21 protein-coding genes, 1 tRNA gene, 4 rRNA genes, 1 other RNA gene and 1 other annotated feature are annotated in these 25,552 nt (G+C 39.1%); of the genes, 5 read left to right on the top strand and 22 right to left on the bottom strand.

Going from position 1 to position 25,552, the window contains the following annotated elements:
• Position 1: 1 nt before the first annotated feature.
• The 15 genes from BK577_RS11775 to tadA form a co-directional block, all read right to left on the bottom strand.
• Positions 2–442: a YaaR family protein gene (locus BK577_RS11775; protein ID WP_078433038.1), complete on the bottom strand. Its 441-nt coding sequence runs from the start codon at positions 440–442 to the stop codon at positions 2–4.
• 38 nt (positions 443–480) lie between these two features.
• Positions 481–810, bottom strand: coding sequence for a cyclic-di-AMP receptor (locus BK577_RS11770; RefSeq protein ID WP_026562442.1), 330 nt, complete (start codon positions 808–810; stop codon positions 481–483).
• Between the two features lie 149 nt (positions 811–959).
• Positions 960–1,589: a dTMP kinase gene (gene tmk, locus BK577_RS11765; protein WP_078433037.1), complete on the bottom strand. Its 630-nt coding sequence runs from the start codon at positions 1,587–1,589 to the stop codon at positions 960–962.
• A gap of 6 nt (positions 1,590–1,595) precedes the next feature.
• Positions 1,596–3,032: an aminotransferase class I/II-fold pyridoxal phosphate-dependent enzyme gene (locus BK577_RS11760; protein ID WP_078433556.1), complete on the bottom strand. Its 1,437-nt coding sequence runs from the start codon at positions 3,030–3,032 to the stop codon at positions 1,596–1,598.
• Between the two features lie 144 nt (positions 3,033–3,176).
• Positions 3,177–3,389, bottom strand: coding sequence for a sigma factor G inhibitor Gin (locus BK577_RS11755; protein WP_404810018.1), 213 nt, complete (start codon positions 3,387–3,389; stop codon positions 3,177–3,179).
• Between the two features lie 712 nt (positions 3,390–4,101).
• Positions 4,102–4,217, bottom strand: a 5S ribosomal RNA gene (rrf, locus tag BK577_RS11750).
• A 78-nt stretch (positions 4,218–4,295) separates the two neighbouring features.
• Positions 4,296–7,225, bottom strand: a 23S ribosomal RNA gene (locus BK577_RS11745).
• Between the two features lie 226 nt (positions 7,226–7,451).
• A 16S ribosomal RNA gene (locus BK577_RS11740) occupies positions 7,452–9,001 on the bottom strand.
• Together the 16S, 23S and 5S rRNA genes form the textbook arrangement of a ribosomal RNA operon.
• A gap of 318 nt (positions 9,002–9,319) precedes the next feature.
• Positions 9,320–9,586: a pro-sigmaK processing inhibitor BofA family protein gene (locus tag BK577_RS11735; RefSeq protein ID WP_078433035.1), complete on the bottom strand. Its 267-nt coding sequence runs from the start codon at positions 9,584–9,586 to the stop codon at positions 9,320–9,322.
• 75 nt (positions 9,587–9,661) lie between these two features.
• The gene (locus BK577_RS11730) at positions 9,662–9,883 is read right to left on the bottom strand and encodes a YaaL family protein (RefSeq protein WP_078433034.1); all 222 of its coding nucleotides are present in this window, start codon (positions 9,881–9,883) and stop codon (positions 9,662–9,664) included.
• A 13-nt stretch (positions 9,884–9,896) separates the two neighbouring features.
• Positions 9,897–10,493 carry a recombination protein RecR gene (gene recR / locus BK577_RS11725; protein ID WP_078433033.1) on the bottom strand — a complete coding sequence of 199 codons (597 nt, stop codon included), beginning with the start codon at positions 10,491–10,493 and terminating at the stop codon, positions 9,897–9,899.
• A 10-nt stretch (positions 10,494–10,503) separates the two neighbouring features.
• Complete coding sequence (locus tag BK577_RS11720) at positions 10,504–10,827, bottom strand: YbaB/EbfC family nucleoid-associated protein (RefSeq protein WP_078433555.1); 324 nt, start codon at positions 10,825–10,827, stop codon at positions 10,504–10,506.
• A gap of 20 nt (positions 10,828–10,847) precedes the next feature.
• Positions 10,848–12,539 carry a DNA polymerase III subunit gamma/tau gene (dnaX, locus tag BK577_RS11715; RefSeq protein ID WP_078433032.1) on the bottom strand — a complete coding sequence of 564 codons (1,692 nt, stop codon included), beginning with the start codon at positions 12,537–12,539 and terminating at the stop codon, positions 10,848–10,850.
• A gap of 332 nt (positions 12,540–12,871) precedes the next feature.
• Positions 12,872–13,135: signal recognition particle sRNA large type (gene ffs / locus BK577_RS11710), an RNA gene on the bottom strand.
• A gap of 109 nt (positions 13,136–13,244) precedes the next feature.
• Positions 13,245–13,709, bottom strand: a complete 465-nt coding sequence (gene tadA, locus BK577_RS11705) for a tRNA adenosine(34) deaminase TadA (RefSeq protein ID WP_281252575.1) — start codon at positions 13,707–13,709, stop codon at positions 13,245–13,247.
• Positions 13,710–13,803: 94 nt separating this feature from the next.
• On the opposite strand from tadA, the gene BK577_RS11700 reads away from it, so the two are divergent.
• The 4 genes from BK577_RS11700 (at position 13,804) to BK577_RS11685 (ending at position 17,165) form a co-directional block, all read left to right on the top strand.
• Entirely contained in the window at positions 13,804–14,340 is a 537-nt protein-coding gene (locus tag BK577_RS11700; protein ID WP_078433031.1) for a cysteine hydrolase family protein, read from the top strand.
• A gap of 63 nt (positions 14,341–14,403) precedes the next feature.
• Positions 14,404–15,693, top strand: coding sequence for a glycoside hydrolase family 18 protein (locus tag BK577_RS11695; RefSeq protein WP_078433030.1), 1,290 nt, complete (start codon positions 14,404–14,406; stop codon positions 15,691–15,693).
• A 169-nt stretch (positions 15,694–15,862) separates the two neighbouring features.
• Complete coding sequence (locus BK577_RS11690) at positions 15,863–16,519, top strand: deoxynucleoside kinase (protein ID WP_078433029.1); 657 nt, start codon at positions 15,863–15,865, stop codon at positions 16,517–16,519.
• Positions 16,497–17,165 (top strand): deoxynucleoside kinase, encoded by a 669-nt coding sequence (locus BK577_RS11685; RefSeq protein ID WP_078433028.1) that lies wholly within the window; start codon positions 16,497–16,499, stop codon positions 17,163–17,165. Before BK577_RS11690 ends, BK577_RS11685 begins: the two co-directional genes overlap by 23 nt.
• Before the next feature lie 213 nt (positions 17,166–17,378).
• On the opposite strand, the gene BK577_RS11680 is transcribed toward BK577_RS11685, so the two are convergent.
• The 6 genes from BK577_RS11680 to guaB all read right to left on the bottom strand — a co-directional run bounded on the left by BK577_RS11680 (position 17,379) and on the right by guaB (position 24,075).
• Positions 17,379–17,471: transfer RNA gene (locus BK577_RS11680), tRNA-Ser, on the bottom strand.
• A gap of 143 nt (positions 17,472–17,614) precedes the next feature.
• Entirely contained in the window at positions 17,615–18,898 is a 1,284-nt protein-coding gene (gene serS, locus BK577_RS11675; RefSeq protein ID WP_078433027.1) for a serine--tRNA ligase, read from the bottom strand.
• Between the two features lie 74 nt (positions 18,899–18,972).
• Positions 18,973–19,191, bottom strand: a binding site (T-box leader).
• 64 nt (positions 19,192–19,255) lie between these two features.
• Positions 19,256–19,831 (bottom strand): pyridoxal 5'-phosphate synthase glutaminase subunit PdxT, encoded by a 576-nt coding sequence (pdxT, locus tag BK577_RS11670; protein ID WP_078433026.1) that lies wholly within the window; start codon positions 19,829–19,831, stop codon positions 19,256–19,258.
• A gap of 77 nt (positions 19,832–19,908) precedes the next feature.
• Positions 19,909–20,796 carry a pyridoxal 5'-phosphate synthase lyase subunit PdxS gene (gene pdxS / locus BK577_RS11665; protein ID WP_026562781.1) on the bottom strand — a complete coding sequence of 296 codons (888 nt, stop codon included), beginning with the start codon at positions 20,794–20,796 and terminating at the stop codon, positions 19,909–19,911.
• A 291-nt stretch (positions 20,797–21,087) separates the two neighbouring features.
• On the bottom strand, positions 21,088–22,413 hold the full coding sequence (locus tag BK577_RS11660; protein ID WP_078433025.1) for a D-alanyl-D-alanine carboxypeptidase family protein: 1,326 nt from the start codon (positions 22,411–22,413) through the stop codon (positions 21,088–21,090).
• A gap of 198 nt (positions 22,414–22,611) precedes the next feature.
• Positions 22,612–24,075, bottom strand: a complete 1,464-nt coding sequence (gene guaB, locus BK577_RS11655; RefSeq protein WP_078433024.1) for an IMP dehydrogenase — start codon at positions 24,073–24,075, stop codon at positions 22,612–22,614.
• A 121-nt stretch (positions 24,076–24,196) separates the two neighbouring features.
• Here guaB and BK577_RS11650 point away from each other — a divergent pair, with 121 nt between their 5' ends.
• Positions 24,197–25,153: a YaaC family protein gene (locus tag BK577_RS11650; RefSeq protein WP_169908229.1), complete on the top strand. Its 957-nt coding sequence runs from the start codon at positions 24,197–24,199 to the stop codon at positions 25,151–25,153.
• 243 nt (positions 25,154–25,396) lie between these two features.
• Here the strand turns inward: BK577_RS11650 and rrf (BK577_RS11645) are convergent.
• A 5S ribosomal RNA gene (rrf, locus tag BK577_RS11645) occupies positions 25,397–25,512 on the bottom strand.
• Positions 25,513–25,552 lie beyond the last annotated feature (40 nt).

Below are 25,552 nucleotides of genomic sequence, written 5' to 3'. Positions count from 1 at the left end.
TCTACGTATATAGGTTAATAAGTAATCCCTTAACCTCGCCTATTTTTGCAAGAATATCTATTGTCGAATCTTCCTTGCTTAATATCTCGTCTGCTAATTGAACTAGTGATTCATCCACCTGCTCAATTATTTTCAATGAACGGCTATTTCCGTTATAATCCCAGCTTCTGGATTGTTTCATATTCATGCCATACTCAACAGCTTCGTGGATAAACTTTTTTACTAAAAGCTTGTATTTTGAAAGGTCACTGAAATTTCGAGATTTTGCCAATCTTCGTCCAGCACTATCTATGTCGACTAATAATTTATTTAGCTGTTCATTTTGAAGCTTACTTCCTTGTTTAACAATTAAATCATGGAAACCTTTGCTGGATGTTTGGGAAACTTTTTGCTCAGGTCCCCTCTTGTCCATAGTTGATCTAATATCTTGACTTATCTTCATCCTTTACCTCCATGGCATATAGCCATTTAGATATTTTACTAAAATTGATGAAACTGTTCGACAGGAAGAACAAATACAGTTGCACCGCCTACTTCTACTTCAACAGGATATGGGATAAAGGAATCCGCATTTCCTCCCATTGGTGATACAGGAGCAACTAGTTGATCTCTGGATTTACAATTATCTTTTATAATTTGTAACGCCTTATCTACTCGTATATCTTCTGTACCTATCATAAAGGTTGTATTCCCTGATTTAAGAAACCCGCCTGAACTTGATAATTTAGTAACACGGAAATTATGCTCAGTAAGGGCATTCAATAGCTTGTTACTATCTTGATCTTGTACAACCACAATAATTAACTTCATTAGAGAAGCCTCCTTTTATTGTAACATGTTCATTTAAGTGAATCATTGCACGATTAATGGTAATTTTTATTTTATGTTATCTTAGAAAGGCGCAAGGTGCCTGGAGCTAGACACCTACACTAAGTACAAATTTAAAACTTTCTTACCTGCTAAAAAGAAATTACCTTTTTTAATTTGTTCTTCACTTCAGCGACAACTTCCTCAAGTGATTTTTCAGCATCAATGACAACAATTCTTTCAGGAAACATGTCGATGACTTTTTCATAACCCTCCTGAACCTTTTGATGAAATGATAATTCTTCTAAATCAAGACGGTTTTTCTCTCGCTCTGAACTTTTAGAAATCCTTTGTAAACCTACCTTTGGATCTATTTTAAAGTAAAATGTAAGATCTGGCATTAATCCGTTAATTGCAAACTCATTTATTGATAATACTTCTTCTATTCCCAGCCCTCTGGCATATCCTTGATAGGCTAAAGAACTATCAATAAAACGGTCACACAACACAATTTTTCCACTTTCAATTGCAGGCACAACTCTTTCTACTAAATGTTGTCTTCTCGCTGCTGCATATAATAATGCCTCTGTTCGCGAATCCATCTCAGTATGCTCTTTGTTCAAAATGACTTCACGGATTTTCTCTGATATATGAATGCCACCAGGTTCTCGGGTGAAAATCATCTCCATCTCAGTTCCACTTAGTTCTGTCATTAATAATTCCAATACAGAGGTCTTACCTGCTCCCTCCGGCCCTTCAAACGTTATAAACTTCCCCTTCAAAAAAGTTCACCCTTTACTAATGTATATGTTTATTTTTCCTTTTTTAATATGATAATCTCCTTGGATGTTTACTCCTAATTCTATCATTCGTCTAATCTTCTCCACCAACTCTTTGGTTATTTTCTCACCAACCATAATTAGAGGAATACCTGGAGGATATGGAATAATAGCTTCCGCTGAATAATGACCAACGGCATCATCTAATTCAACTAGTACCTTTTTGCACTTTTTGAGAAAAAAGTAAGATACTTCTAACGGTTGTATTCCTTTTACTTCTTGTCTTTTTAACTTCTTAGTAGCCAATCTTGGTTTTTCAGATTTTAGATGATCTGGATTGATTTTTTTTATTTTATTAATAATCTGATTCATCTCACCAAGTGGTAATATACATAAGCAATGTTCAGGATTGGCTAATTCTATAAAAACATTATGTCTTTCAAGAACTTCCTGCAACTCATATCCTGATAAACCATTTGTTGATCTTATTGTTAATTTTAATGGATCACCTTTAACAAGTCGATCATGTGACTCAATAATCTCCAGTCCTTTTATCGCACCTATTTGTTGTTTGATCTTTTGTACCGATTCTATTATGTCAACTTGCAAATTCTCTTCCATTATCTTGCTTAAATATGCACGTGCTAAATCAAGTGAAGCCATAATCGGATAGGAAGGACTGCTACTCTGCAACATCGAAAGATAGCTCTCTACCATTTCCTTGTCTATTAAGTCACTATTAAAGTGCAAAAATGACCCCATTGTCATAGCGGGAAGTGTCTTATGCGCTGAGTGGATAACTATATCCGCCCCAATCTCAACAGCAGATAAAGGAAACCTATCTCCAATAATAAAATGTGCACCATGTGCTTCATCAACAAGCACAGGAATTCCATGGTCATGTGCATATGTAACAATCTCCGTTAAATCTATGGCAATGCCGTAATAATTAGGATTGGTTAATATAAGAACTTTTGCATTTGGATAGAGCCTTATGGCTTCTTTTATTCTTTCAAATTCAACATAACTAGGAACTATGAGCTTTTCATCCACTTTAGAATCCAGGAAAACAGGCCTAACCCCTGCAAGTTGTAAACCATTCATAATTGACTTATGGGAATTTCGTTGAACAAGTACTACATCATCTACTTGGCAGCTTGCTAAAATCATTGCCAGATTTCCCACAGTTGAACCATTCACTAAAAAGTACGAACTTTTTACCTGATATAATTCTGAAGTAAGCTGTTGTGCATTTAGAATAACATCCTGTGGATGATGTAAATCATCCAGTCCTGTTAATTCAGTCACATCTATTTGTAAGATATCTTTATACAGATGGTTTGCTTCTTGTAAAAAAACTGCTCCATTTTTATGACCAGGTACATGTAAAGATGTTGGTTTCACATTAGCATGGTTTAATAGAGCAGTGTAAAGAGGCGTCTCCATTATAAAATCAACGTCCTTTTTATAGATAAAATCTATTATAACAATATCTAACTTCCCTGAGTATATCAGATTCGTCATATAGCACAACCAATAGAGATGTAAGAAACAATAAAAAAGACTGATTTTCCAATCAGCCTCAGAATTTTATGAATAAAGTGGTGAGTTTTTTACCCTTCTTAACTTATCTAAATAATATTGATATTTAGGATCAGACGTTGGTGTGTTAGTCATTTCTTTTTCACAGTCTCTGCAAATAAAACTTGTATAAAGATGAATTCCTAACTCCTTCTCTTCATCACATACAATACATGTTTCCCCAAGAGACTTTTGTAAACTATTTGAATTCAAAATCTCCACCTCCATACTTTTTATTTTTACCAAAAAGTATTATTGTATACACAATTTTGAATTTAAGCAAAACGATTTAAATTAAAATATGTCTTTTAGTTTAATATGTGCCTGTTTTTTATTAGTAAGTGACAACGTTTATATCCTCATGTACCAACTACACACACTCGGTCTTCTCTCTTATCTGCGTTTCCTTACTTGAACAGGATGTGCTGACTTCTACGTTGCCACAGAGGACATGGCGCTCTTAGTAGAAGTTCCTTGATATGCTTCTCTCAAGCCTCAGGCTAGTAGTTATACTTTGTCTCTACAACTCTACGGAAAAACCTTCGGTTTTTTGGCAAACGTTTTATTCAAACAAAAAAAGACCAGTATCTCTACTGATCTTTTCTTCCTCTTTTTACTTGGCAACGTCCTACTCTCACAGGGGGAAACCCCCAACTACCATCGGCGCTGAGAGCCTAACTTCCGTGTTCGAATATCGGCTTGCGATAAGCGGCGAATCTCCGCGTCAGCTTGTTCGTTCAGATCCTCATGTGCCAACTGCGCACATTCCGGTCTTCTCTCTCTGCGCTTCCTTGATCTTCTTGCTTCTCCCAAGCCTCAGGCTAGTAGTTATACTTTGTCTCTACAACTCTACAGAAAAACCATCGGTTTTTTGGCAATCGTTTTATACTAACAAAAAAGACCAGTATCTCTACTGATCTTTTTTCCTCTTTTTACTTGGCAACGTCCTACTCTCACAGGGGGAAACCCCCAACTACCATCGGCGCTGAAGAGCTTAACTTCCGTGTTCGGCATGGGAACGGGTGTGACCTCTTCGCCATCATCACCAAATAATATAAAGTTTGAAGGTATATTCCTTCAAAACTAGATAACGATTCACAATTCACTTCACTAAGCTTACACTTTTATTAGGTTAAGTCCTCGATCGATTAGTATCAGTCAGCTCCACACGTCACCGCGCTTCCACCTCTGACCTATCAACCTGATCATCTTTCAGGGATCTTACTCACTAATGTGATGGGAAATCTCATCTTGAGGGGGGCTTCATGCTTAGATGCTTTCAGCACTTATCCCTTCCGCACATAGCTACCCAGCTATGCCTTTGGCAAGACAACTGGTACACCAGCGGTGCGTCCATCCCGGTCCTCTCGTACTAAGGACAGCTCCTCTCAAATTTCCTACGCCCACGACGGATAGGGACCGAACTGTCTCACGACGTTCTGAACCCAGCTCGCGTACCGCTTTAATGGGCGAACAGCCCAACCCTTGGGACCGACTACAGCCCCAGGATGCGATGAGCCGACATCGAGGTGCCAAACCTCCCCGTCGATGTGGACTCTTGGGGGAGATAAGCCTGTTATCCCCGGGGTAGCTTTTATCCGTTGAGCGATGGCCCTTCCATGCGGAACCACCGGATCACTAAGCCCGACTTTCGTCCCTGCTCGACTTGTAGGTCTCGCAGTCAAGCTCCCTTGTGCCTTTACACTCTACGAATGATTTCCAACCATTCTGAGGGAACCTTTGGGCGCCTCCGTTACATTTTAGGAGGCGACCGCCCCAGTCAAACTGCCCACCTGACACTGTCTCCCAGCCCGATCAGGGCTGTGGGTTAGAATTTCAATACAGCCAGGGTAGTATCCCACCGACGCCTCCACCGAAGCTAGCGCTCCGGCTTCTCAGGCTCCTACCTATCCTGTACAAGCTGTACCAAAATTCAATATCAGGCTACAGTAAAGCTCCACGGGGTCTTTCCGTCCTGTCGCGGGTAACCTGCATCTTCACAGGTACTATAATTTCACCGAGTCTCTCGTTGAGACAGTGCCCAGATCGTTACGCCTTTCGTGCGGGTCGGAACTTACCCGACAAGGAATTTCGCTACCTTAGGACCGTTATAGTTACGGCCGCCGTTTACTGGGGCTTCGGTTCAAAGCTTCGCTTGCGCTAACCTCTCCCCTTAACCTTCCAGCACCGGGCAGGCGTCAGCCCCTATACTTCGCCTTGCGGCTTCGCAGAGACCTGTGTTTTTGCTAAACAGTCGCCTGGGCCTATTCACTGCGGCTTTTCCGGGCTATTCACCCTAAAAAGCACCCCTTCTCCCGAAGTTACGGGGTCATTTTGCCGAGTTCCTTAACGAGAGTTCTCTCGCTCACCTTAGGATTCTCTCCTCGCCTACCTGTGTCGGTTTGCGGTACGGGCACCTCTCACCTCGCTAGAGGCTTTTCTTGGCAGTGTGGAATCAGGAACTTCGGTACTATAGTTCCCTCGCCATCACAGCTCAGCTTATGTGACAATGGGATTTGCCTCATTGTCAGCCTAACTGCTTGGACGCGCATATCCAACAGCGCGCTTACCCTATCCTTCTGCGTCCCCCCATTGCTCAAATGGTGAGGAGGTGGTACAGGAATTTCAACCTGTTGGCCATCGCCTACGCCTTTCGGCCTCGGCTTAGGTCCCGACTAACCCTGAGCGGACGAGCCTTCCTCAGGAAACCTTAGGCATTCGGTGGAGGGGATTCTCACCCCTCTTTCGCTACTCATACCGGCATTCTCACTTCTAAGCGCTCCACGAGTCCTTCCGGTCTCGCTTCTCAGCCCTTAGAACGCTCTCCTACCATTGTTCTAAAAGAACAATCCACAGCTTCGGTGATACGTTTAGCCCCGGTACATTTTCGGCGCAGAGTCACTCGACCAGTGAGCTATTACGCACTCTTTAAATGGTGGCTGCTTCTAAGCCAACATCCTGGTTGTCTAAGCAACTCCACATCCTTTTCCACTTAACGTATACTTTGGGACCTTAGCTGGTGGTCTGGGCTGTTTCCCTCTTGACTACGGATCTTATCACTCGCAGTCTGACTCCTGAACATAAGTCTTTGGCATTCGGAGTTTGACTGAATTCGGTAACCCGATGGGGGCCCCTAGTCCAATCAGTGCTCTACCTCCAAGACTCTCATTTCAAGGCTAGCCCTAAAGCTATTTCGGAGAGAACCAGCTATCTCCAAGTTCGATTGGAATTTCTCCGCTACCCACACCTCATCCCCGCACTTTTCAACGTGCGTGGGTTCGGGCCTCCATTCAGTGTTACCTGAACTTCACCCTGGACATGGGTAGATCACCTGGTTTCGGGTCTACGACCACGTACTCATTCGCCCTATTCAGACTCGCTTTCGCTGCGGCTCCGTCTTATCAACTTAACCTTGCACGGGATCGTAACTCGCCGGTTCATTCTACAAAAGGCACGCCATTACCCATTAACGGGCTTTGACTACTTGTAGGCACACGGTTTCAGGATCTCTTTCACTCCCCTTCCGGGGTGCTTTTCACCTTTCCCTCACGGTACTGGTTCACTATCGGTCACTAGGGAGTATTTAGCCTTGGGAGATGGTCCTCCCTGCTTCCGACGGGATTTCACGTGTCCCGCCGTACTCAGGATCCACTCTGGAGGGAACGAAGTTTCAACTACAGGGTTGTTACCTTCTTTGACGGGCCTTTCCAGACCTCTTCATTTACTCCGTTCCTTTGTAACTCCGTATAGAGTGTCCTACAACCCCAAGAGGCAAGCCTCTTGGTTTGGGCTAATTCCGTTTCGCTCGCCGCTACTCAGGAAATCGCGTTTGCTTTCTCTTCCTCCGGGTACTTAGATGTTTCAGTTCCCCGGGTCTGCCTTTATTACCCTATGTATTCAGGTAAAAATACTACTCCATTACGAGCAGTGGGTTTCCCCATTCGGAAATCTCCGGATCAAAGCTTACTTACAGCTCCCCGAAGCATATCGGTGTTAGTACCGTCCTTCATCGGCTCCTAGTGCCAAGGCATCCACCGTGCGCCCTTAACAACTTAACCTTTGACATCAAAGATGTCACTTACATTATTAAGAGAATCACTAAACTAAGCGTTTAAACTCAGTGAATTACTTGAATTGTTTTCGTTATCTAGTTTTCAAGGAACATAAAGCACAGGATCATCAAATGCTGAATGCATTTTCACTCCTATGTGTTTTCTTACTTATTGAAAGATCGTATGATCTCTCAAAACTAAACAAAATACCAAGCATGCCTCATATCCTTAGAAAGGAGGTGATCCAGCCGCACCTTCCGATACGGCTACCTTGTTACGACTTCACCCCAATCATCTGTCCCACCTTAGGCGGCTGGCTCCTTACGGTTACCCCACCGACTTCGGGTGTTACAAACTCTCGTGGTGTGACGGGCGGTGTGTACAAGGCCCGGGAACGTATTCACCGCGGCATGCTGATCCGCGATTACTAGCGATTCCGGCTTCATGCAGGCGAGTTGCAGCCTGCAATCCGAACTGAGAATGGTTTTATGGGATTGGCTTGACTTCGCAGTCTTGCAGCCCTTTGTACCATCCATTGTAGCACGTGTGTAGCCCAGGTCATAAGGGGCATGATGATTTGACGTCATCCCCACCTTCCTCCGGTTTGTCACCGGCAGTCACCTTAGAGTGCCCAACTGAATGCTGGCAACTAAGATCAAGGGTTGCGCTCGTTGCGGGACTTAACCCAACATCTCACGACACGAGCTGACGACAACCATGCACCACCTGTCACTTCGTCCCCCGAAGGGGAACCTTCTATCTCTAGAAGTAGCGAAGGATGTCAAGACCTGGTAAGGTTCTTCGCGTTGCTTCGAATTAAACCACATGCTCCACCGCTTGTGCGGGCCCCCGTCAATTCCTTTGAGTTTCAGTCTTGCGACCGTACTCCCCAGGCGGAGTGCTTAATGCGTTTGCTGCAGCACTAAAGGGCGGAAACCCTCTAACACTTAGCACTCATCGTTTACGGCGTGGACTACCAGGGTATCTAATCCTGTTCGCTCCCCACGCTTTCGCGCCTCAGCGTCAGTTACAGACCAGAGAGTCGCCTTCGCCACTGGTGTTCCTCCACATCTCTACGCATTTCACCGCTACACGTGGAATTCCACTCTCCTCTTCTGCACTCAAGTTCCCCAGTTTCCAATGACCCTCCACGGTTGAGCCGTGGGCTTTCACATCAGACTTAAGAAACCGCCTGCGCGCGCTTTACGCCCAATAATTCCGGACAACGCTTGCCACCTACGTATTACCGCGGCTGCTGGCACGTAGTTAGCCGTGGCTTTCTGGTTAGGTACCGTCAAGGTACCAGCAGTTACTCTGGTACTTGTTCTTCCCTAACAACAGAACTTTACGACCCGAAGGCCTTCATCGTTCACGCGGCGTTGCTCCGTCAGACTTTCGTCCATTGCGGAAGATTCCCTACTGCTGCCTCCCGTAGGAGTCTGGGCCGTGTCTCAGTCCCAGTGTGGCCGATCACCCTCTCAGGTCGGCTACGCATCGTTGCCTTGGTGAGCCGTTACCTCACCAACTAGCTAATGCGCCGCGGGTCCATCTGTAAGTGATAGCCGAAACCATCTTTCAATTTTGAACCATGCGGTTCAAAATGTTATCCGGTATTAGCTCCGGTTTCCCGGAGTTATCCCAATCTTACAGGCAGGTTACCCACGTGTTACTCACCCGTCCGCCGCTAATCTTTGGGAGCAAGCTCCCAAAGATTCGCTCGACTTGCATGTATTAGGCACGCCGCCAGCGTTCGTCCTGAGCCAGGATCAAACTCTCCAATAAAGTGTTTGATATAGCTCATAAAAGTTTGTACTATATAGTACGTTTTTGTTAATCGAAATTAACGTTGGCACGCTTGGTTTTGTTTAGTTTTCAAAGAACTTTTTATCACTTCATCAAGAAGCGACTTTAATATAATAACATGATTATCATTTTTAAGTCAACAACTTTTTTGAAGTTTTTTTATTTGTTTGTCCTTTTTGGAAGACGAATAATAATATATCATCTCTCAAAAAACATGTCAATAAAAATTATCAATAAAAAAACCAGAAAGAAAAGCGTGTGTCTCCTTCTCTTCTGATTTCCTTGCCTACATGTATTTTAACTTACAATAAACATTTTTATAATAACTAATGCTGCCAATCCCGGTATCCCTAATATCCCTGATACACTTGAAGTAATTAAGTTAATTGGGATATGTAAATCTATGCTTGTACCAAAAGCATTAACAAAAAATAATAGCAGTGCTCCGATTATTATCTTTATCGAAAGTCGCCCAAGCCATTGTAATGGTCGAATAGGAGCTCCTACAAATAACAAAATTAAAATGACTCCGCCTATTACAGAAAAAACTAAAATAGGATCCACAAAAACACTCCCCTTTTATCCCTGTTTAATAATAGGATATGAGGAGAGTGTTAAATTAGAACAAGCTATCTACTTTTATATTTTTCCTATTTTAATATTTCGTTGTTTTGCTTCTTTGAGTAGAAAGAAATATTTTGCTTCTGCAATTTTCAAATCATAGAGTACCTCAGGAGAAGGTTCAACACTTTTATCAACTAACTGTTTTTGCCGATTCCACTCTTTTTTCATCATAAGCAAGTTTTGTATTAGTTGTTGATCATATTGATTCCTTAACCAGCCTTTCCGGCGAAAAAGCATGAAACATCCTCCTCTATAATTCTCTTCTTCCTTCTAACGCTTTTGATAAAGTAACCTCATCAGCATATTCCAGATCTCCACCCACTGGTAAACCATGAGCAATCCTCGTTAGTTTAATACCAGATGGTTTTAAAAGCCTTGAAATATACATTGCTGTAGCTTCCCCTTCAATATTAGGGTTTGTAGCGAGAATGACCTCTTGTATTACATCATCCTGCAATCTTTTCAAAAGTTCAGGAATTTTTATATCCTCTGGTCCTATTCCCTCCATGGGCGATATAGATCCATGCAGTACATGATATAAGCCGTTATATTCCTTCATTTTTTCCATGGCTATAACATCTTTGGGATCTTGCACCACACATACAACACTTTTATCCCGTCGTTCATCTTCACAGATGTAGCAAGGATCTTGATCGGTTATATGTCCACAAACAGAACAATAGGTAAGATTTCTTTTTGCATTCACTAGTGCTTTTGCAAAATCAAGCACAACATCTTCTTTCATGTTTAGGACAAAAAAAGCCAGTCGAACGGCCGTTTTCGGACCGATTCCTGGCAACTTCATAAAGCTATCAATTAGCTTTGATATTGGTTCAGGATAATGCATGATAATCCTCCTAGAACATTCCTGGTAAGTTCATTCCTTTTGTGAACTGACCCATTGTCTCATTTGTAAGGTCATCCATCTTTTTCAACGCATCATTCGTTGCAGCTAATACTAAGTCTTGAAGCATTTCGATATCTTCCGGATCTACAACTTCCTCTTTGATATTTACTTCAAGCACTTCTTTTTGTCCATTTACTACAACTGTTACCATGCCGCCGCCAGCTGTACCTTCTACAGTTTTTTCAACTAGTTCCTCTTGTGCTTTCGCCATATCCTTTTGCATTTTTTGCATTTGTTTCATCATTTTTTGCATATTTCCCATACCGCCACGCATCATATCATCATTCCTCCAAATCAATCTTTTATTTCAATTAGTTCATTTCCCACTAATTTTCTTGCTTCAGCAATAAGGGGATCTTCTTCACCATTTTGCTGAGTTTGATCTTCATCTTTTTGATCTTTTAGAAATTCTTTTCTTATTTTAACCCAATCATGCTCAGGAACGCCAACCATTTCCATGCTTTTACCGACAATCTCTTGCAGTATTACTTCTAAATTGGTGCGTACATTGTTGTTATTTTCCGCTACCATTTTACAATGAATTTCAAACTTAAATTTTAATACAAAAGCATTCTCTGAAGCTGCTACCGGCTCGCTATCATTTAAAAGTGCTGCATGAGATACTTTATTCTGGCGTCGAAGCATTTCTAATAGCTCTGCCCATCTCCCTTTAATGACTTCCAAATCTTTTCTGGTTGCAGTCTTTAAAATTTCCTGTATTCTTCCTTCGGGTGTTTTATAGCCGCTTTTCATTGACCTCTGCTTCGGCTCTTTTGAACCTGAATTCCCTTGTTGAGGAGCCGCAATTCCTTGCTGCTTAAGTCGATTTACCTCTGATTGTAGACTGGTTATTTTTTCTAGTAATGACTGGTATTCCTCTTGATCATATTGAGATTTATTAGTTGTTTGTTGACAAAGCTTTACCAAGGCAACCTCAAGAAAGATACGGGGATGATTAGTCCATTTCATTTCCTGTTGACTCTTGCTTAACAACTCAATAATCTCATATATTTCAGCAGAAGGTATTTCTTTTGATAGATGGATAAACTGTTCATCTACCGACACCCGCTCTAAGACATCCTCTAGTGTTGGTGCTGTCTGGTATAAAAGCATATCACGATAATAAAAAATAAAGTCTTCAATAAATCTGCTCGGGTCTTTTCCTTGATACATTAATTGGTCCAATGCCTGCAGGGCAACCGTCACATCTTTTTGATGTATGGCTTCAGCCATTTTCCCAATAATCTCTTGTGATACAGACCCTGTTATAAGCAATGCTTCATTTAATGTTACTTGATCATCACTATATGAAATTGCTTGATCCAGTAAACTCAATGCATCACGCATACCACCATCAGCAGCTCTTGCAATGACGTCCAGTGCATCCTCTTCTACATTTACCTGTTGGTTATGTATGATCTCTTTCATTCTCCCTACAATCGAAGCAGCTGTTATTCTTCGGAAATCGAATCGTTGACAGCGAGAGATTATTGTTAAAGGAATTTTATGAGGTTCAGTAGTAGCTAGTATAAAAATGACATGCTTTGGTGGCTCTTCAAGAGTTTTTAACAAAGCATTAAAAGCCCCAATGGATAACATATGAACTTCATCAACAATATATACTTTATATTGAACAGCAGATGGAGCATATTTTACTTTATCTCTAATATCTCTTATTTCATCGACACCATTGTTAGATGCTGCATCAATTTCAATCACATCTGAAATGGAACCGTTTGTAATACCTTTACAAGCAGCACACTCATTACAAGGTTCAGCTACTGGTGCTCTTTCACAATTGACTGCTTTTGCAAAGATCTTAGCTGCACTTGTTTTCCCTGTCCCACGTGGTCCGGAAAAAAGATAAGCATGTGAAAACTTATTTTGTAACAGGGCATTTTGTAAGGTTTTTGTTATATGTTCTTGGCCAACCACATCATGAAATATCTGTGGTCGAAAAACACGATATAATGCTTGATAACCCACAAAAACGTCTCCCTTCTATTTCATCATCTTTATTATAACAACCATCGGCATATTTACAAAGTTGTTTCTAAGAAAAGCGCAAGGCGACAAGCATAAGGCGAATAGGAATAGAAGGCGTTCTTTGCCTTCAATTCCTATTTGACTAGACCCTAGAGCCGATGGCGCCTGGAGCTAGACACTAAAACTAAGTACAAACTTTTTATATTTGCTTACCTTTTAAATAATCGTAGCTTCTCACTAACTCCTAACAAAACTTATAAAAGCACTTTACTTTTCGATGGTAAACAAAAAACTCACCCAAAAAGAGTGAGTTTCATTTAAAATATTAACTGCCGTGCACCTTCCGTCGATTAGCCACCATAGGCGTTACTTAAGCAGTTAGCTCGGCTCAGGCAACCCTGCGGCACATGAGAGCTTCCACTTAATGCTGCTTCCTTCCGGACCTGACATGGTTCATGGATTCCCATTGCGCAGGACCCAAGCGTCAACACCACTTACTTAAGGCAGCCCTACAGTGAGCTAACCTCTAGAAGGGATTCGGCCTCGCTAGAGCGGATTGCGAGTACAGGGCACCGCTACCTCCCCGCTTAGCACGGCAAAATTGATACCATATTAAGTTGCATCGTTTTATCGACGCATGTATAAGTATATATCGTAATCATATAAATTGCAACTTCTAGTAGATGTAAGTTTTTGTAAGGTTTGTTATTTGTGTTTTTTACGTTTTCTTAAGTCTCTAAAAAACGAGCTTAACAACTCACTACATGCCTGCTCCTCAATTCCCTTTGTTAGATCAACCTGATGGTTAAACCTTTCTTCTTGTAAAAGATTCATCAATGTACCTGCACAACCTCCTTTAGGATCTGAGGCTCCATACACAACTCTTCCGATTCTCGACAATACTATTGCCCCTGCACACATTGGACACGGCTCTAAGGTGACATACAAAGTTGCATTTTCTAACCTCCAGGAACCTATCTCTTTACAAGCTTTATCTATTGCTAAAATTTCCGCATGGGCAATTGACCGCTGTTCCCTTTCTCTTAAATTATGAGCTGATGAAATAACGGTATTATTTAATACAATAACTGCTCCAATTGGAACTTCGCCTATCTCCTTAGCCTTTTCTGCTTCATCTAAGGCTAATTTCATATAATACTGGTCATTCAATTCTATATATCCTCCTCGTAGAAATGGTACAATTGTACATATTAAAAGTAGGAAAAGTCAGCCTAAATTGTTATAAAAAGGAGAAATGATTGTTATGCAGCAAAAACCTAAACAAGCATTACTTATTATAGACATGATTAATGACTTCAATTTCAATCATGGCCCTATCTTAGCGGAACAAACTGAAACAATCTCCCACAATATTCTCTCGCTAAAAAATAAAATGAAAGAGAATAAATGCCCTATTATCTATGTTAATGACCATTATAACTTATGGCAGGCTAACTTTGAAAAAATCGCTCAAAAATGTAGTAATCCATTAAGTGAAAAAATTATTCACCGTTTGTTTCCAAACGATGATGATTATTTTTTAATTAAACCAAAACACTCTGCTTTTTATGGAACCGCACTGAACACATTATTATATAGCCTTAACGTAAAGGAACTTGTGATTACTGGAATAGCAGGAAACATATGTGTACTTTTTACAGCAAATGATGCTTATATGAGAGAATTCGGTATAACAATCCCAGCTGACTGTATTGCATCTAATTCTAAAAAAGATAATGAATTTGCCTTAAGTATGATGGAAAACACCCTCAAAGCTACGATTATTCATAGAGAAAATTAATTTAACATGCATCAAGCCCTCTCATCATATGATGTACAAAATTGTATTTTGAGGAGGACAAACATGCAAATACATATTGTCCAACAAGGACAAAGCTTGTTTGGTATTGCACAGGCTTACAGTACAACTGCAGAGGAAATTATTCGCACAAATGAAATTCAAAACCCAAATAATTTAGTTATTGGCCAGGGGATTGTGATTCCTATTAAGGGAAGGTTTTATTGGGTACAATCTGGTGATAGTTTATATTCAATTGCCCAAAGATTTGGGCTTCCCGCATCAGAATTAGCTAGAATTAATAATATTCCCTTGAATCAACCTCTCTCAATAGGGGTAAGACTCTATATTCCTGAGGGTGAAAAGAGATCGGTAGAATCTAATGCTTATATTGAACCAAGAGGCACAAGTGTTACAGCTAATCTTGAGCAAGCAGCAAGAGATGCAGCTCCTTACTTAACCTATTTAGGGCCATTTAGTTTCCAAATTCAGCGGGATGGAACTCTTAAAGAACCACTTCTAAATAATTTCCCTCAAATCGCCCGACAAAATAATGTTACGTTGATGATGGCGATTACGAATTTAGAAAACGACCAATTTAGTGATGAACTAGGCAGAATTATTTTAACAAATACAGAAATACAAAATAAACTTTTAAATAACATTGTCACAACTGCCAAAAAATATGGCTTCCGTGATATCCATTTTGATATGGAGTTTTTAAGACCTCAAGATCGTGAAGCATACAACCAATTTTTACGAAAAGCAAAGGCCCGTTTCAGTCAGGAAGGTTGGCTTCTCTCTACAGCACTGGCACCTAAAACGAGTGCTACACAAAAAGGCCGTTGGTATGAAGCACATGATTATAAAGCACACGGACAGATTGTAGATTTTGTTGTTATTATGACATATGAATGGGGATATAGTGGGGGTCCACCAATGGCTGTTTCACCTATAGGCCCAGTGAGGGAAGTTTTGGAGTATGCCATTACAGAAATGCCAAGTCGTAAAATTATGATGGGACAAAATTTATATGGGTATGATTGGACCTTACCTTTTGTTCCTGGAGGACAATATGCGAAGGCAGTTAGTCCTCAGCAGGCTATTCAGCTTGCAAGTACAAATAACGTGCCAATTCTTTATGATCAAGAAGCACAGGCACCTCATTTTAATTACACAGATACAAACGGAAAAGAGCATGAGGTCTGGTTTGAAGATGCAAGATCAATTCAAGCAAAATTTGACCTTATTAAAGAATTGGATCTACGCGGAATTAGCTATTGGAAACTTGGCCTTTCATTTCCTCAAAATTGGTTATTACTAGCTGATAATTTTCAAATAGAAAAAAAAGAATAACACACTAACAGGCACTCATTAATAAAATGGGTGCCTGTTTTTATTTTGAGATTAAAAATTAGAAAATGTAAACAATCTTATAAATCATTACTCAAATAGAGAGTTGCATGGTAAAATGAAATTTGTCGATTTTTAAGTTTAGGTGTTTCGTTTCAAAGGAGGACCCATAATGAATATACCCTTTATTACTGTAGAGGGGCCCATTGGTGTTGGTAAAACATCATTAGCTAAGGCAATTGCTGAGTATTATCAATTCTACTTATTAAAAGAAATTGTTGAAGAAAATCCCTTTCTAGGAAAGTTCTATACAGATATTGAAGAATGGAGCTTTCAAACGGAAATGTTTTTTCTTTGCAATCGATATAAACAGTTAGAAGACATCAATAAAGAGTATCTACAAGCAGATAAACCAGTTGTATCTGACTATCATATCTATAAGAATCTTATTTTTGCCAAACGTACATTAAGGCATGAACAATATGATAAGTATTTGAAAATCTATGATATCTTAACAGAAGGCATGCCAAAACCTAACATAATCATTTATCTGACTGCTAGTCTTGATACACTATTAGGCCGAATAGAAAAAAGAGGCCGTGAAATAGAGCAAAAAATTGATCCCCATTATCTACAGCAGCTATCAGAGGACTATGAAATTGCTATGTTACAGTGGGAAAAAGAAAATCCTTCAATTCCAGTTATCCGTTTTAACGGTGATACATTGGACTTCGTTCAAAATAAACAAGACTTAACATATATATTCAAAACATTAGATCAGTACTTGCAAAAAGGAGCAACGACAGATGAATTTACGCGAAAAATATAAAATTCCTCACAACGCTGTCATTACGATAGCTGGTACTGTAGGTGTTGGAAAATCTACAATGACAAACGCTCTTGCACAGGAATTGAATTTCAAAACATCTTTTGAAAAGGTAGATTCAAATCCCTATCTTGATAAATTCTATGCTGATTTTGAAAGATGGAGCTTTCATTTACAAATTTATTTTTTAGCAGAACGTTTTAAAGAGCAAAAAAAGATTTTTGAATATGGTGGAGGATTTATTCAGGATCGTTCAATTTATGAAGATACGGGGATATTTGCAAAAATGCATTATGAAAAAGGTACAATGTCTGAGGTTGACTATGAAACCTATAAAAACCTTTTTGATGCTATGGTCATGACTCCTTATTTTCCACATCCAGATCTTCTCATTTATTTAGAAGGAAGCTTGGATGATATTTTATCGAGAATAAAACTTCGCGGACGTCCAATGGAACAGCAAACACCTGTTGAGTATTGGACTGAAATGCACCAAAGATATGAAAATTGGATAAATAATTTTAATGCCTGTCCTGTACTACGTATCAATATTAATGATTATGATATTATGAAAAATGAAAAATCTATTGAACCTATTATAGAGAGAATTGGCTATTTTATTGAACAGACGAAATTTCTAAAAAAATAAGAGGATGACATAAAGGATTACGTTCCTTTATGTCATCCTCTTTTTCTTTTTTATAAGTATTGGAAAACCTGGTTATTGCTAATCCTAAAATTCGAATTCTTTGGTCTTCTTATACTTTCTGAAGGTATAAAAAAAATCGTTACAGTCCAGTAACGATTTTACATCAATCTCCCATATTTTATGCGCTGAATATGAGATTAAATTTTAAAATTATGGAGGAGGAAAGGGGATTCGAACCCCTGCGGGCTTTGACACCCCTGTCGGTTTTCAAGACCGATCCCTTCAGCCGGACTTGGGTATTCCTCCGTATTGACAAGATATAATTTATCATATAATTCATATGCTTGTCAACATTTTATTAAAACTTTTTTTAGTTGTTATGAAATTAAATACTTCACATACTATTATATCCATGTAAGGGGGCAATTAAATCCCCCCTTTATATATTTTTAGTCAACTATACTAATTCTTTCTTTATTACCCATATAAGGTCTAAGCACCTCTGGAATAATGACAGATCCATCTTCCTGTTGGTAATTTTCCAAGATGGCAGCAACTGTTCGTCCAATAGCTAATCCTGATCCATTTAATGTGTGAACATGCTCCACCTTTGCTTTTTGATCTCTTCTAAATCGAATATTTGCTCGGCGTGCCTGGAACGCCTCGAAATTACTGCAAGAAGAAATTTCACGGTATGTTCCATAGCTTGGGATCCAAACTTCAAGGTCATATTTTTTAGCTGCTGTAAAACCTAAATCTGCTGTGCACATGCTCATTACCCGATATGGAAGTCCTAATAGTTGAAGCACTTTTTCAGCATGTCCAGTCAGCTTCTCAAGCTCCTCATAAGAATCCTCTGGTTTAACAAAGCGAACTAGCTCTACTTTATTAAATTGATGTTGACGTATTAATCCTCTTGTATCTCTTCCTGCAGATCCAGCTTCAGAACGAAAATTTGCACTAAATGCAGCATAACTAATAGGAAGTTGTTCAACATTGAGTATTTCCTCACGGTGCATATTTGTAACAGGTACTTCAGCAGTTGGAATTAAGAAGTAATCTTCTCCTGCGATCTTAAATGCATCTTCTTCAAATTTAGGCAACTGACCTGTTCCTGTCATACTATCACGATTCACGATGAAAGGCGGTATAATTTCTGTATAACCATGCTCGTCAACATGAAGATCTAACATAAAGTTAAATAGTGCTCTTTCTAAACGTGCACCCAGCCCACGGTAAAAAACAAAACGACTTCCTGTAACTTTTGCTGCACGTTCAAAGTCCAGAATTTGCAAACCATCTGCAATGTCCCAGTGTGGCTTTGGCTCAAATTCAAAGTGTGGTTGTTCTCCCCACTTTCTAATCTCAACATTATCATCCTCTGTATCCCCAACTGGAACACTTTCATGAGGAATATTTGGAATAGATAGTAAAAGGTTATCAAGTTCAGCCTCTACTTTACGTAATTGCTCATCATATCCTTTAATTTTCTCTCCTACTTCTTTCATTTCTTTAATTAAATGGTCAGCATCCTGCTTTTCCCTTTTTAATTGAGCAACTTGTGCAGAAACATCATTTCTTTTGCTTTTTAATTCTTCTGTAGAAGTGATAAGCTCTCTTCTCGTTTTATCAAGCTCTTCAAATTTCCCAAAATCAGTTAGGTCTTCACCACGTTTAGATAACTTTTCTTTTACTTCCTCAAGATTGGTCCGAAGAAATTTACTATCCAACATAAATATTTCCACTCCTTTTTTAAATATACACTCGCAATCAAAGAAATTTAAGCAACAAAAAAACCCCCGTCCCAAAAAGGGACGAGAGTTACCCGCGTTGCCACCCTAGTTAAGAATACCTCGTATTCTTCACTTAATGAATAACGGTCATAGCCGGAATAGCCTACTTTAACGTTTGTTAGTTCAGTTATTCATTCAAGGATGGATTCACAAGCATCTATCACCGGTTTTCACCAGCCACCGGCTCTCTATAGATAGAACATCATGCTACTAATTCCTGTCATCACGTTTGCTTATTTGATTAAGTATAAATTAATTTACTATAAGTTTACAGTAGTCGCAAGTTTTTTATACAACTTATTTAGACTCTTTTACCATATTGATAAATAATTGAGTCATTCGATGATCATTAGTTAACTCAGGATGGAATGAGCAGCCAAGAAATTGTCCTTGGCGAGCTGCAACAATTCGGCCGTTGTGCTTCGATAGGATCTCAACATCTTCCCCAACCTCAACAATATGAGGAGCACGGATAAAGACTCCTACAAAGTCCTCTCCAACACCGGTAATCATTAATTCTGCCTCAAAGCTATCCTTTTGTCGTCCAAATGAATTGCGTTCTACAGTAACGTCTAATAGTCCTAAGTGAGATTGATCATATCCCACGAGATTCTTAGCCAAAAGAATTAATCCTGCACATGTACCAAACATAGGTTTACCTGATGCAGCAAATTCTTTTAAAGGCCCCATAAAATGATATTTATCTATGAGGCGGCGCATTGTTGTGCTCTCGCCACCAGGAATGATTAAGCCATCAAGGTCTGTAAGCTGATCAACCGTTTTTACAACGATTCCCTCAGCCTCACATGCTTCTATTGAGCGGATATGCTCCCGTACAGCACCTTGTAATCCTAATACACCGATTTTCAACATGTTAAAAACTCCTCGATAAGTTTCGCTAACCACCAGTAGGAATGAAGCCCTCCACCTTATGGAAGTCTTACTTTATATTACCAACCACGCTCTTGCATTCTTTGCTCTGGTAAAAGACTTGAAATTTCGACTCCTTGCATTGCAGATCCAAGTCCTTTAGAAAGTTTCGCAATTAGTTCGTAATCTTGATAATGAGTTGTTGCTTCAACTATAGAACGTGCAAACTTAGCTGGGTTTTCTGATTTGAAGATACCAGATCCAACAAATACTCCATCAGCACCAAGCTGCATCATTAACGCAGCATCAGCAGGAGTTGCTACACCACCAGCAGCGAAGTTAACAACCGGTAATTTTCCTTCTTTTTTAATTTGAAGAAGAAGTTCAAAAGGAGCGCCTAAATTTTTCGCTTCTGTCATTAACTCATCTTCGCTCATAGCTGCAACCTTACGAATTTGTGCATTTACTTTACGCATATGGCGAACAGCCTCAACAATGTTTCCTGTTCCTGGCTCACCTTTTGTACGAAGCATCGACGCACCCTCTGCAATACGACGAGTTGCTTCACCTAGATCACGGCAACCACAAACGAATGGTACTGTGAAGTCACTTTTTAATAAGTGATACTCTTCATCTGCAGGAGTTAAAACTTCACTTTCATCAATATAGTCAACACCCATTGCCTCTAACACGCGTGCCTCTACAATATGTCCGATACGTGCTTTTGCCATAACTGGAATTGATACAGCATTCATTACTTCCTCAACGATTGTTGGATCTGCCATTCTCGCTACACCGCCAGCAGCACGAATATCAGCAGGAACTCTCTCAAGTGCCATTACAGCAACTGCGCCTGCTTCCTCTGCGATTTTAGCTTGCTCTGCATTTACAACGTCCATGATGACGCCGCCTTTTTGCATTTCTGCCATTCCACGTTTTACGCGATCAGTACCTGTTGTATTACTCATTGTGGTTGTCCCCCTTATGTAATGTCCTACTATATAGGATTTGTTTTAGATTGAGAAAAATTCATCTACGCTATATTTTATCCTAAGTTCTAAAAAAATCCTATCAAAATTCATGTAATTAGTAAAACAATTCCTATATGTTTTACTATTCTATCATTTCTTATATAATAATTTTCAATTATAACTCAGATTTTAAAAATCGAATATCTTTTTTCACCATTTTTAATGAGCTTACAATAAATAGATGTTTATAAAAAAGACTCCCTATAAAGAGAGTCTTTTCATAAATGATTAAAACCAGCCTTTTACTGTGTCTGATACCGTGCCCCATAAACCGCCAAAGAAGCCTCCAATGCCTCTCATAGAGAGAACAAACCAGTTAGCCTTCTCGACTGTTTCTTTTGTAACAAGATCTACTTGAGAGAGTGTGTCACTTTTGATATTTGTTAGTGCTTGACCTTCCCCCTCATATTTTATCGTCATTTTCCCGACTACATGATCTTTTTTAACTGGTGCCGTCAATTCTCCTGCTTTTGACAATTGATCTTGGTCAATTTCAAATGCTGGTTTATAGGCATCCTCTTCACCCTTTTTCACAACTAGTGTTACTGCATCTTTTGTATGAATGGATACTGTATCTTCTTTTCCTTTTACAACAGGAATTGTTGATTGTTTATCAATTTGATAATTAGCTGGAAAAACTTCTTTTACTGAGAAGTTATTGAATGCATAGTCCAACATTTTCTCTGTTTCAGGAAAGCGTGAATCCTTCACGTCTCCGCCATTTCCTTGTGCATCCATCACAACTGAAATAACACGCATACCATTTTTAGTTGCAGTAGCAGTAAAACAAGATCCCGCAGAAGAGGTTGATCCTGTTTTAAGACCGTCTACACCTTCATAGCCAAAAACTAACTCTGGAAGCATCCAGTTCCAGTTTGGCATTTCAGTTGCATCATCTGTGCCTTCCCTAAAGGTTTTTCTAGGAATACTTGCTGTCTCTAAAACCTCTGGATAATCTTGAATTAACCTTTGTGAAAGTAAGGCCATATCTCTTGCTGATAATTTACTTTCTGCATTCACATCTGTTCCTTCAGGATGCATACCAGCTAAATCCTTATTTTCCAATCCTGTCGCATTAACAAATTCATAATTTGTTAATCCTAGTTCTTTCGCTTTATCATTCATCATTTTGACAAAAGCCTTTTCTGATCCTGCAATTATTTCTGACAAAGCAATTGCCGCACCGTTAGCAGAGTAAATGGCCATTGCCTCATATAATTCTTTTACATTGTAGCTGCCATCCAATCTTAAAGGAACATTTGAAAGACTTCTATTTTGTGAGATCTTATAAACATATTCACTTGGTTTATATGTTTGATCCCAGCTGATTTTCCCTTCTTTAACAGCCTCTAGTACTAAGTATTCTGTCATCACCTTTGCCATACTGGCAATAGGTAGCTTTTCATCGATATTTTTTCCATATAAAACAGTTCCAGTTGATTCCTCAATTATAATTGCTGCCCCTGCATTAATTGTAATTGGCTCTGCAGCTTTAGCAGACGTAAAAGGAAAAATGGATGAAACAATAAAAGTTATAGCAAATAGGATTGCCATTATTTTCTTTATTCTCACTTTGTATACTACCTCCACATTTTATTATCTATATAAAAACTCCACTTGAATTTTACTTTCTTAAAGAAACAACAAAATTGATTTTATCATAGAAAGGACAAAAAAAATAGACAGAGTCATAGACTCTGTCAAATGTTATAGATCTGTCATATTTGAATAAGATTTAATTCAAAAGACTTATTATAACGAGTAATTTGGGGCTTCTTTCGTAATTTGAACATCATGTGGATGACTCTCTTTTAAGCCTGCTCCAGTCATGCGGATAAATTGTGAATTTTCTCGAAGTTCTTCGAGATTCTTTGTTCCACAATATCCCATCCCAGAACGAATTCCACCAACTAATTGATAAATTGTATCTGCTATCGGCCCTTTATATGGAGTTCTTCCTTCAATTCCTTCAGGAACGAACTTTTTATTGTCTTCCTGGAAATAACGATCTTTGCTTCCTTTTTCCATTGCAGCTACAGATCCCATTCCACGATACACCTTAAATCGTCTACCTTGGAAGATTTCTGTTGCGCCTGGACTTTCAGAAGTACCAGCAAGTAAACTTCCTAACATGACAGCATGGCCACCTGCAGCCAACGCTTTTACCATATCACCGGAATACTTAATACCTCCATCTGCAATAATGGATACTCCATGTTTTCTTGCTTCTGTAGCACAGTCATATACTGCAGTTATTTGTGGTACACCGACTCCCGCAACAACACGAGTTGTACAAATAGATCCAGGTCCAATTCCTACTTTAACAACATTTGCACCTGCTTCGATTAAATCTTTCGTTGCATCAGCAGTTGCTACATTCCCTGCAATGATATTTAAGCTTGGATATTCCTTACGGATAGTCTTTACTGTTTCAAGAACACCTTTTGAATGACCATGTGCTGTATCTACTACAATTGCATCTACATTAGCTTCAACAAGCTTCTGAACACGAACCATTGTATCAGCTGTCACACCAACTGCAGCAGCAACAACAAGACGTCCGTGTGAATCTTTAGCTGAGTTTGGAAATTCAATTACTTTCTCAATGTCTTTGATTGTAATAAGTCCTTTTAAGATTCCCTCATTATCGACTAACGGAAGTTTTTCAATTTTATGCTTTTGTAAAATGCTTTCAGCTTCTTTAAGTGTCGTTCCAACAGCTGCTGTTACAAGGTTTTCCTTCGTCATAACATCACTGATTTTTATTGAATAATCTTGAATAAATCTCATATCACGGTTTGTGATAATACCTACTAACTTTTCTTCTTCGGGGTTGTTTACAATTGGAACACCAGAAATTCTATATTTACCCATTAAGTGCTCTGCGTCAAAAACTTGATGATCTGGAGTTAAGTAAAATGGATCTGTAATAACTCCTCTTTCAGATCTTTTTACTTTATCCACTTGCTCTGCTTGCTGCTCAATTGACATATTCTTATGAATAACACCAATTCCACCTTGTCTTGCAATTGCAATAGCTAATTCAGCTTCTGTTACAGTATCCATACCAGCACTGATAATTGGAATATTAAGTTTTAAACTTGATGTAAGCTGTACACTTAAATCCACATCTCTTGGTAATACCTCAGATTTTGCTGGTACTAATAGAACATCATCAAAAGTTAAGCCTTCTTTAGAAAATTTTTGTTCCCACATTAGTAAAATCCCCCTCTTTTCGGCAAAATATTATTAGTAGATTATCAACATGTTTTCAGACTGTCAAGAAAGGAGTAAAGAGTTTAAATATTTTGAATTAAATAATTGGAGTGTACAATTCATGTCAGCCTTATATTGGGAACGCTTACTATCTTATTATTCAACGCAAACGATTCAAAAGAAATTAGAAAAGTGTTATCAAAATCATTCAATAGAAAACTCAAGTGGATTGTCCTATGATAATTGTTACCGATTTATTTACTTTCTTAAACATGGTGAAAATTTCTTTTTGCAGGCAAACCAATCACCACATGCCATTCAGCCTATTTTGCTCTTTTATGGGATATCACAGCTCCTAAAAGCATGCTTATTAATAAAAGATCCCTTTTATCCTTCAACCTCATCTGTCTTGGCACATGGGGCCACAAGTAGAAAACGGAAGAAACAACAATATCAATTTTTAAAAGATGAAATTAAAGTTCAACGAAACGGTTTGTTCAGCCATGTTGCAAAAGAACTTTTCCATATACATGATCACCTCGAGGCAGAAAAATACTCTATGGAATTACTTCTAAACCAAATTCCTGAGATGGACACCGCTTTCTCTTTTCACCAAACAAAAAAGAATTATGTGAAAGTTGATACAACTGATCAACACCAAATAATTTTAACAGATGCAACTGCCCAACATTATCACATGTCAGCTGAAAGACTTTCTGAACATTTCATTGAGAAATATAACTTTGAACCTGTTAATAATGTGACTAGTGAACAAATCTTATTACAAACCAAATACATTAACCATACCTTCAATTGTTCGCCATGTGCATTTCATATTGAGGAGAATGCCTTTTATTTACCAAGCAATCGTGGCTCTTTTATAAATCTTCCGGAACTCTTAGTTCACTACTTATTGTTATATAATTTAAGCATGATCTCACGTTATGAAACAGAGTGGTGGTATGAGCTTCTATTAGGTCTATCAAATGATGACTATCCAATTATTCTTCGTTACATGGAGATTGCCAAAAGGAAGATTCCTTACTTTATTTTAGCGTTCTTAGAAGAATGGTTATGAGTTTATATTTAAATGGAGGAGCTAACCTAAGGATAGCTTCTCTTTCTCTGTATTTGTTACTCCCTTGCCGGTGGCTTTATACTTTATCTCTACATCTTTAGAGAAAAGCCTTCGGTTTTTTAGCAATCGTTTTATTCTGTATTTTGTTCCTACCTCTTTACGTGAAACCTTCGGTTTTTCTACAATCATTTAATTCAAACAAAAAAAGACCAGTATCTCTACTGATCTTTTCTTCCTCTTTTTACTTGGCAACGTCCTACTCTCACAGGGGGAAACCCCCAACTACCATCGGCGCTGAAGAGCTTAACTTCCGTGTTCGGCATGGGAACGGGTGTGACCTCTTCGCCATCATCACCAAATAATATAAAGTTTGAATGAATATTCCTTCAAAACTAGATA

It is taken from the genome of Metabacillus halosaccharovorans (assembly GCF_002019635.1).
GTDB lineage: Bacteria > Bacillota > Bacilli > Bacillales > Bacillaceae > Metabacillus > Metabacillus halosaccharovorans.
This window is presented reverse-complemented; position numbering and strand designations above follow the sequence as displayed.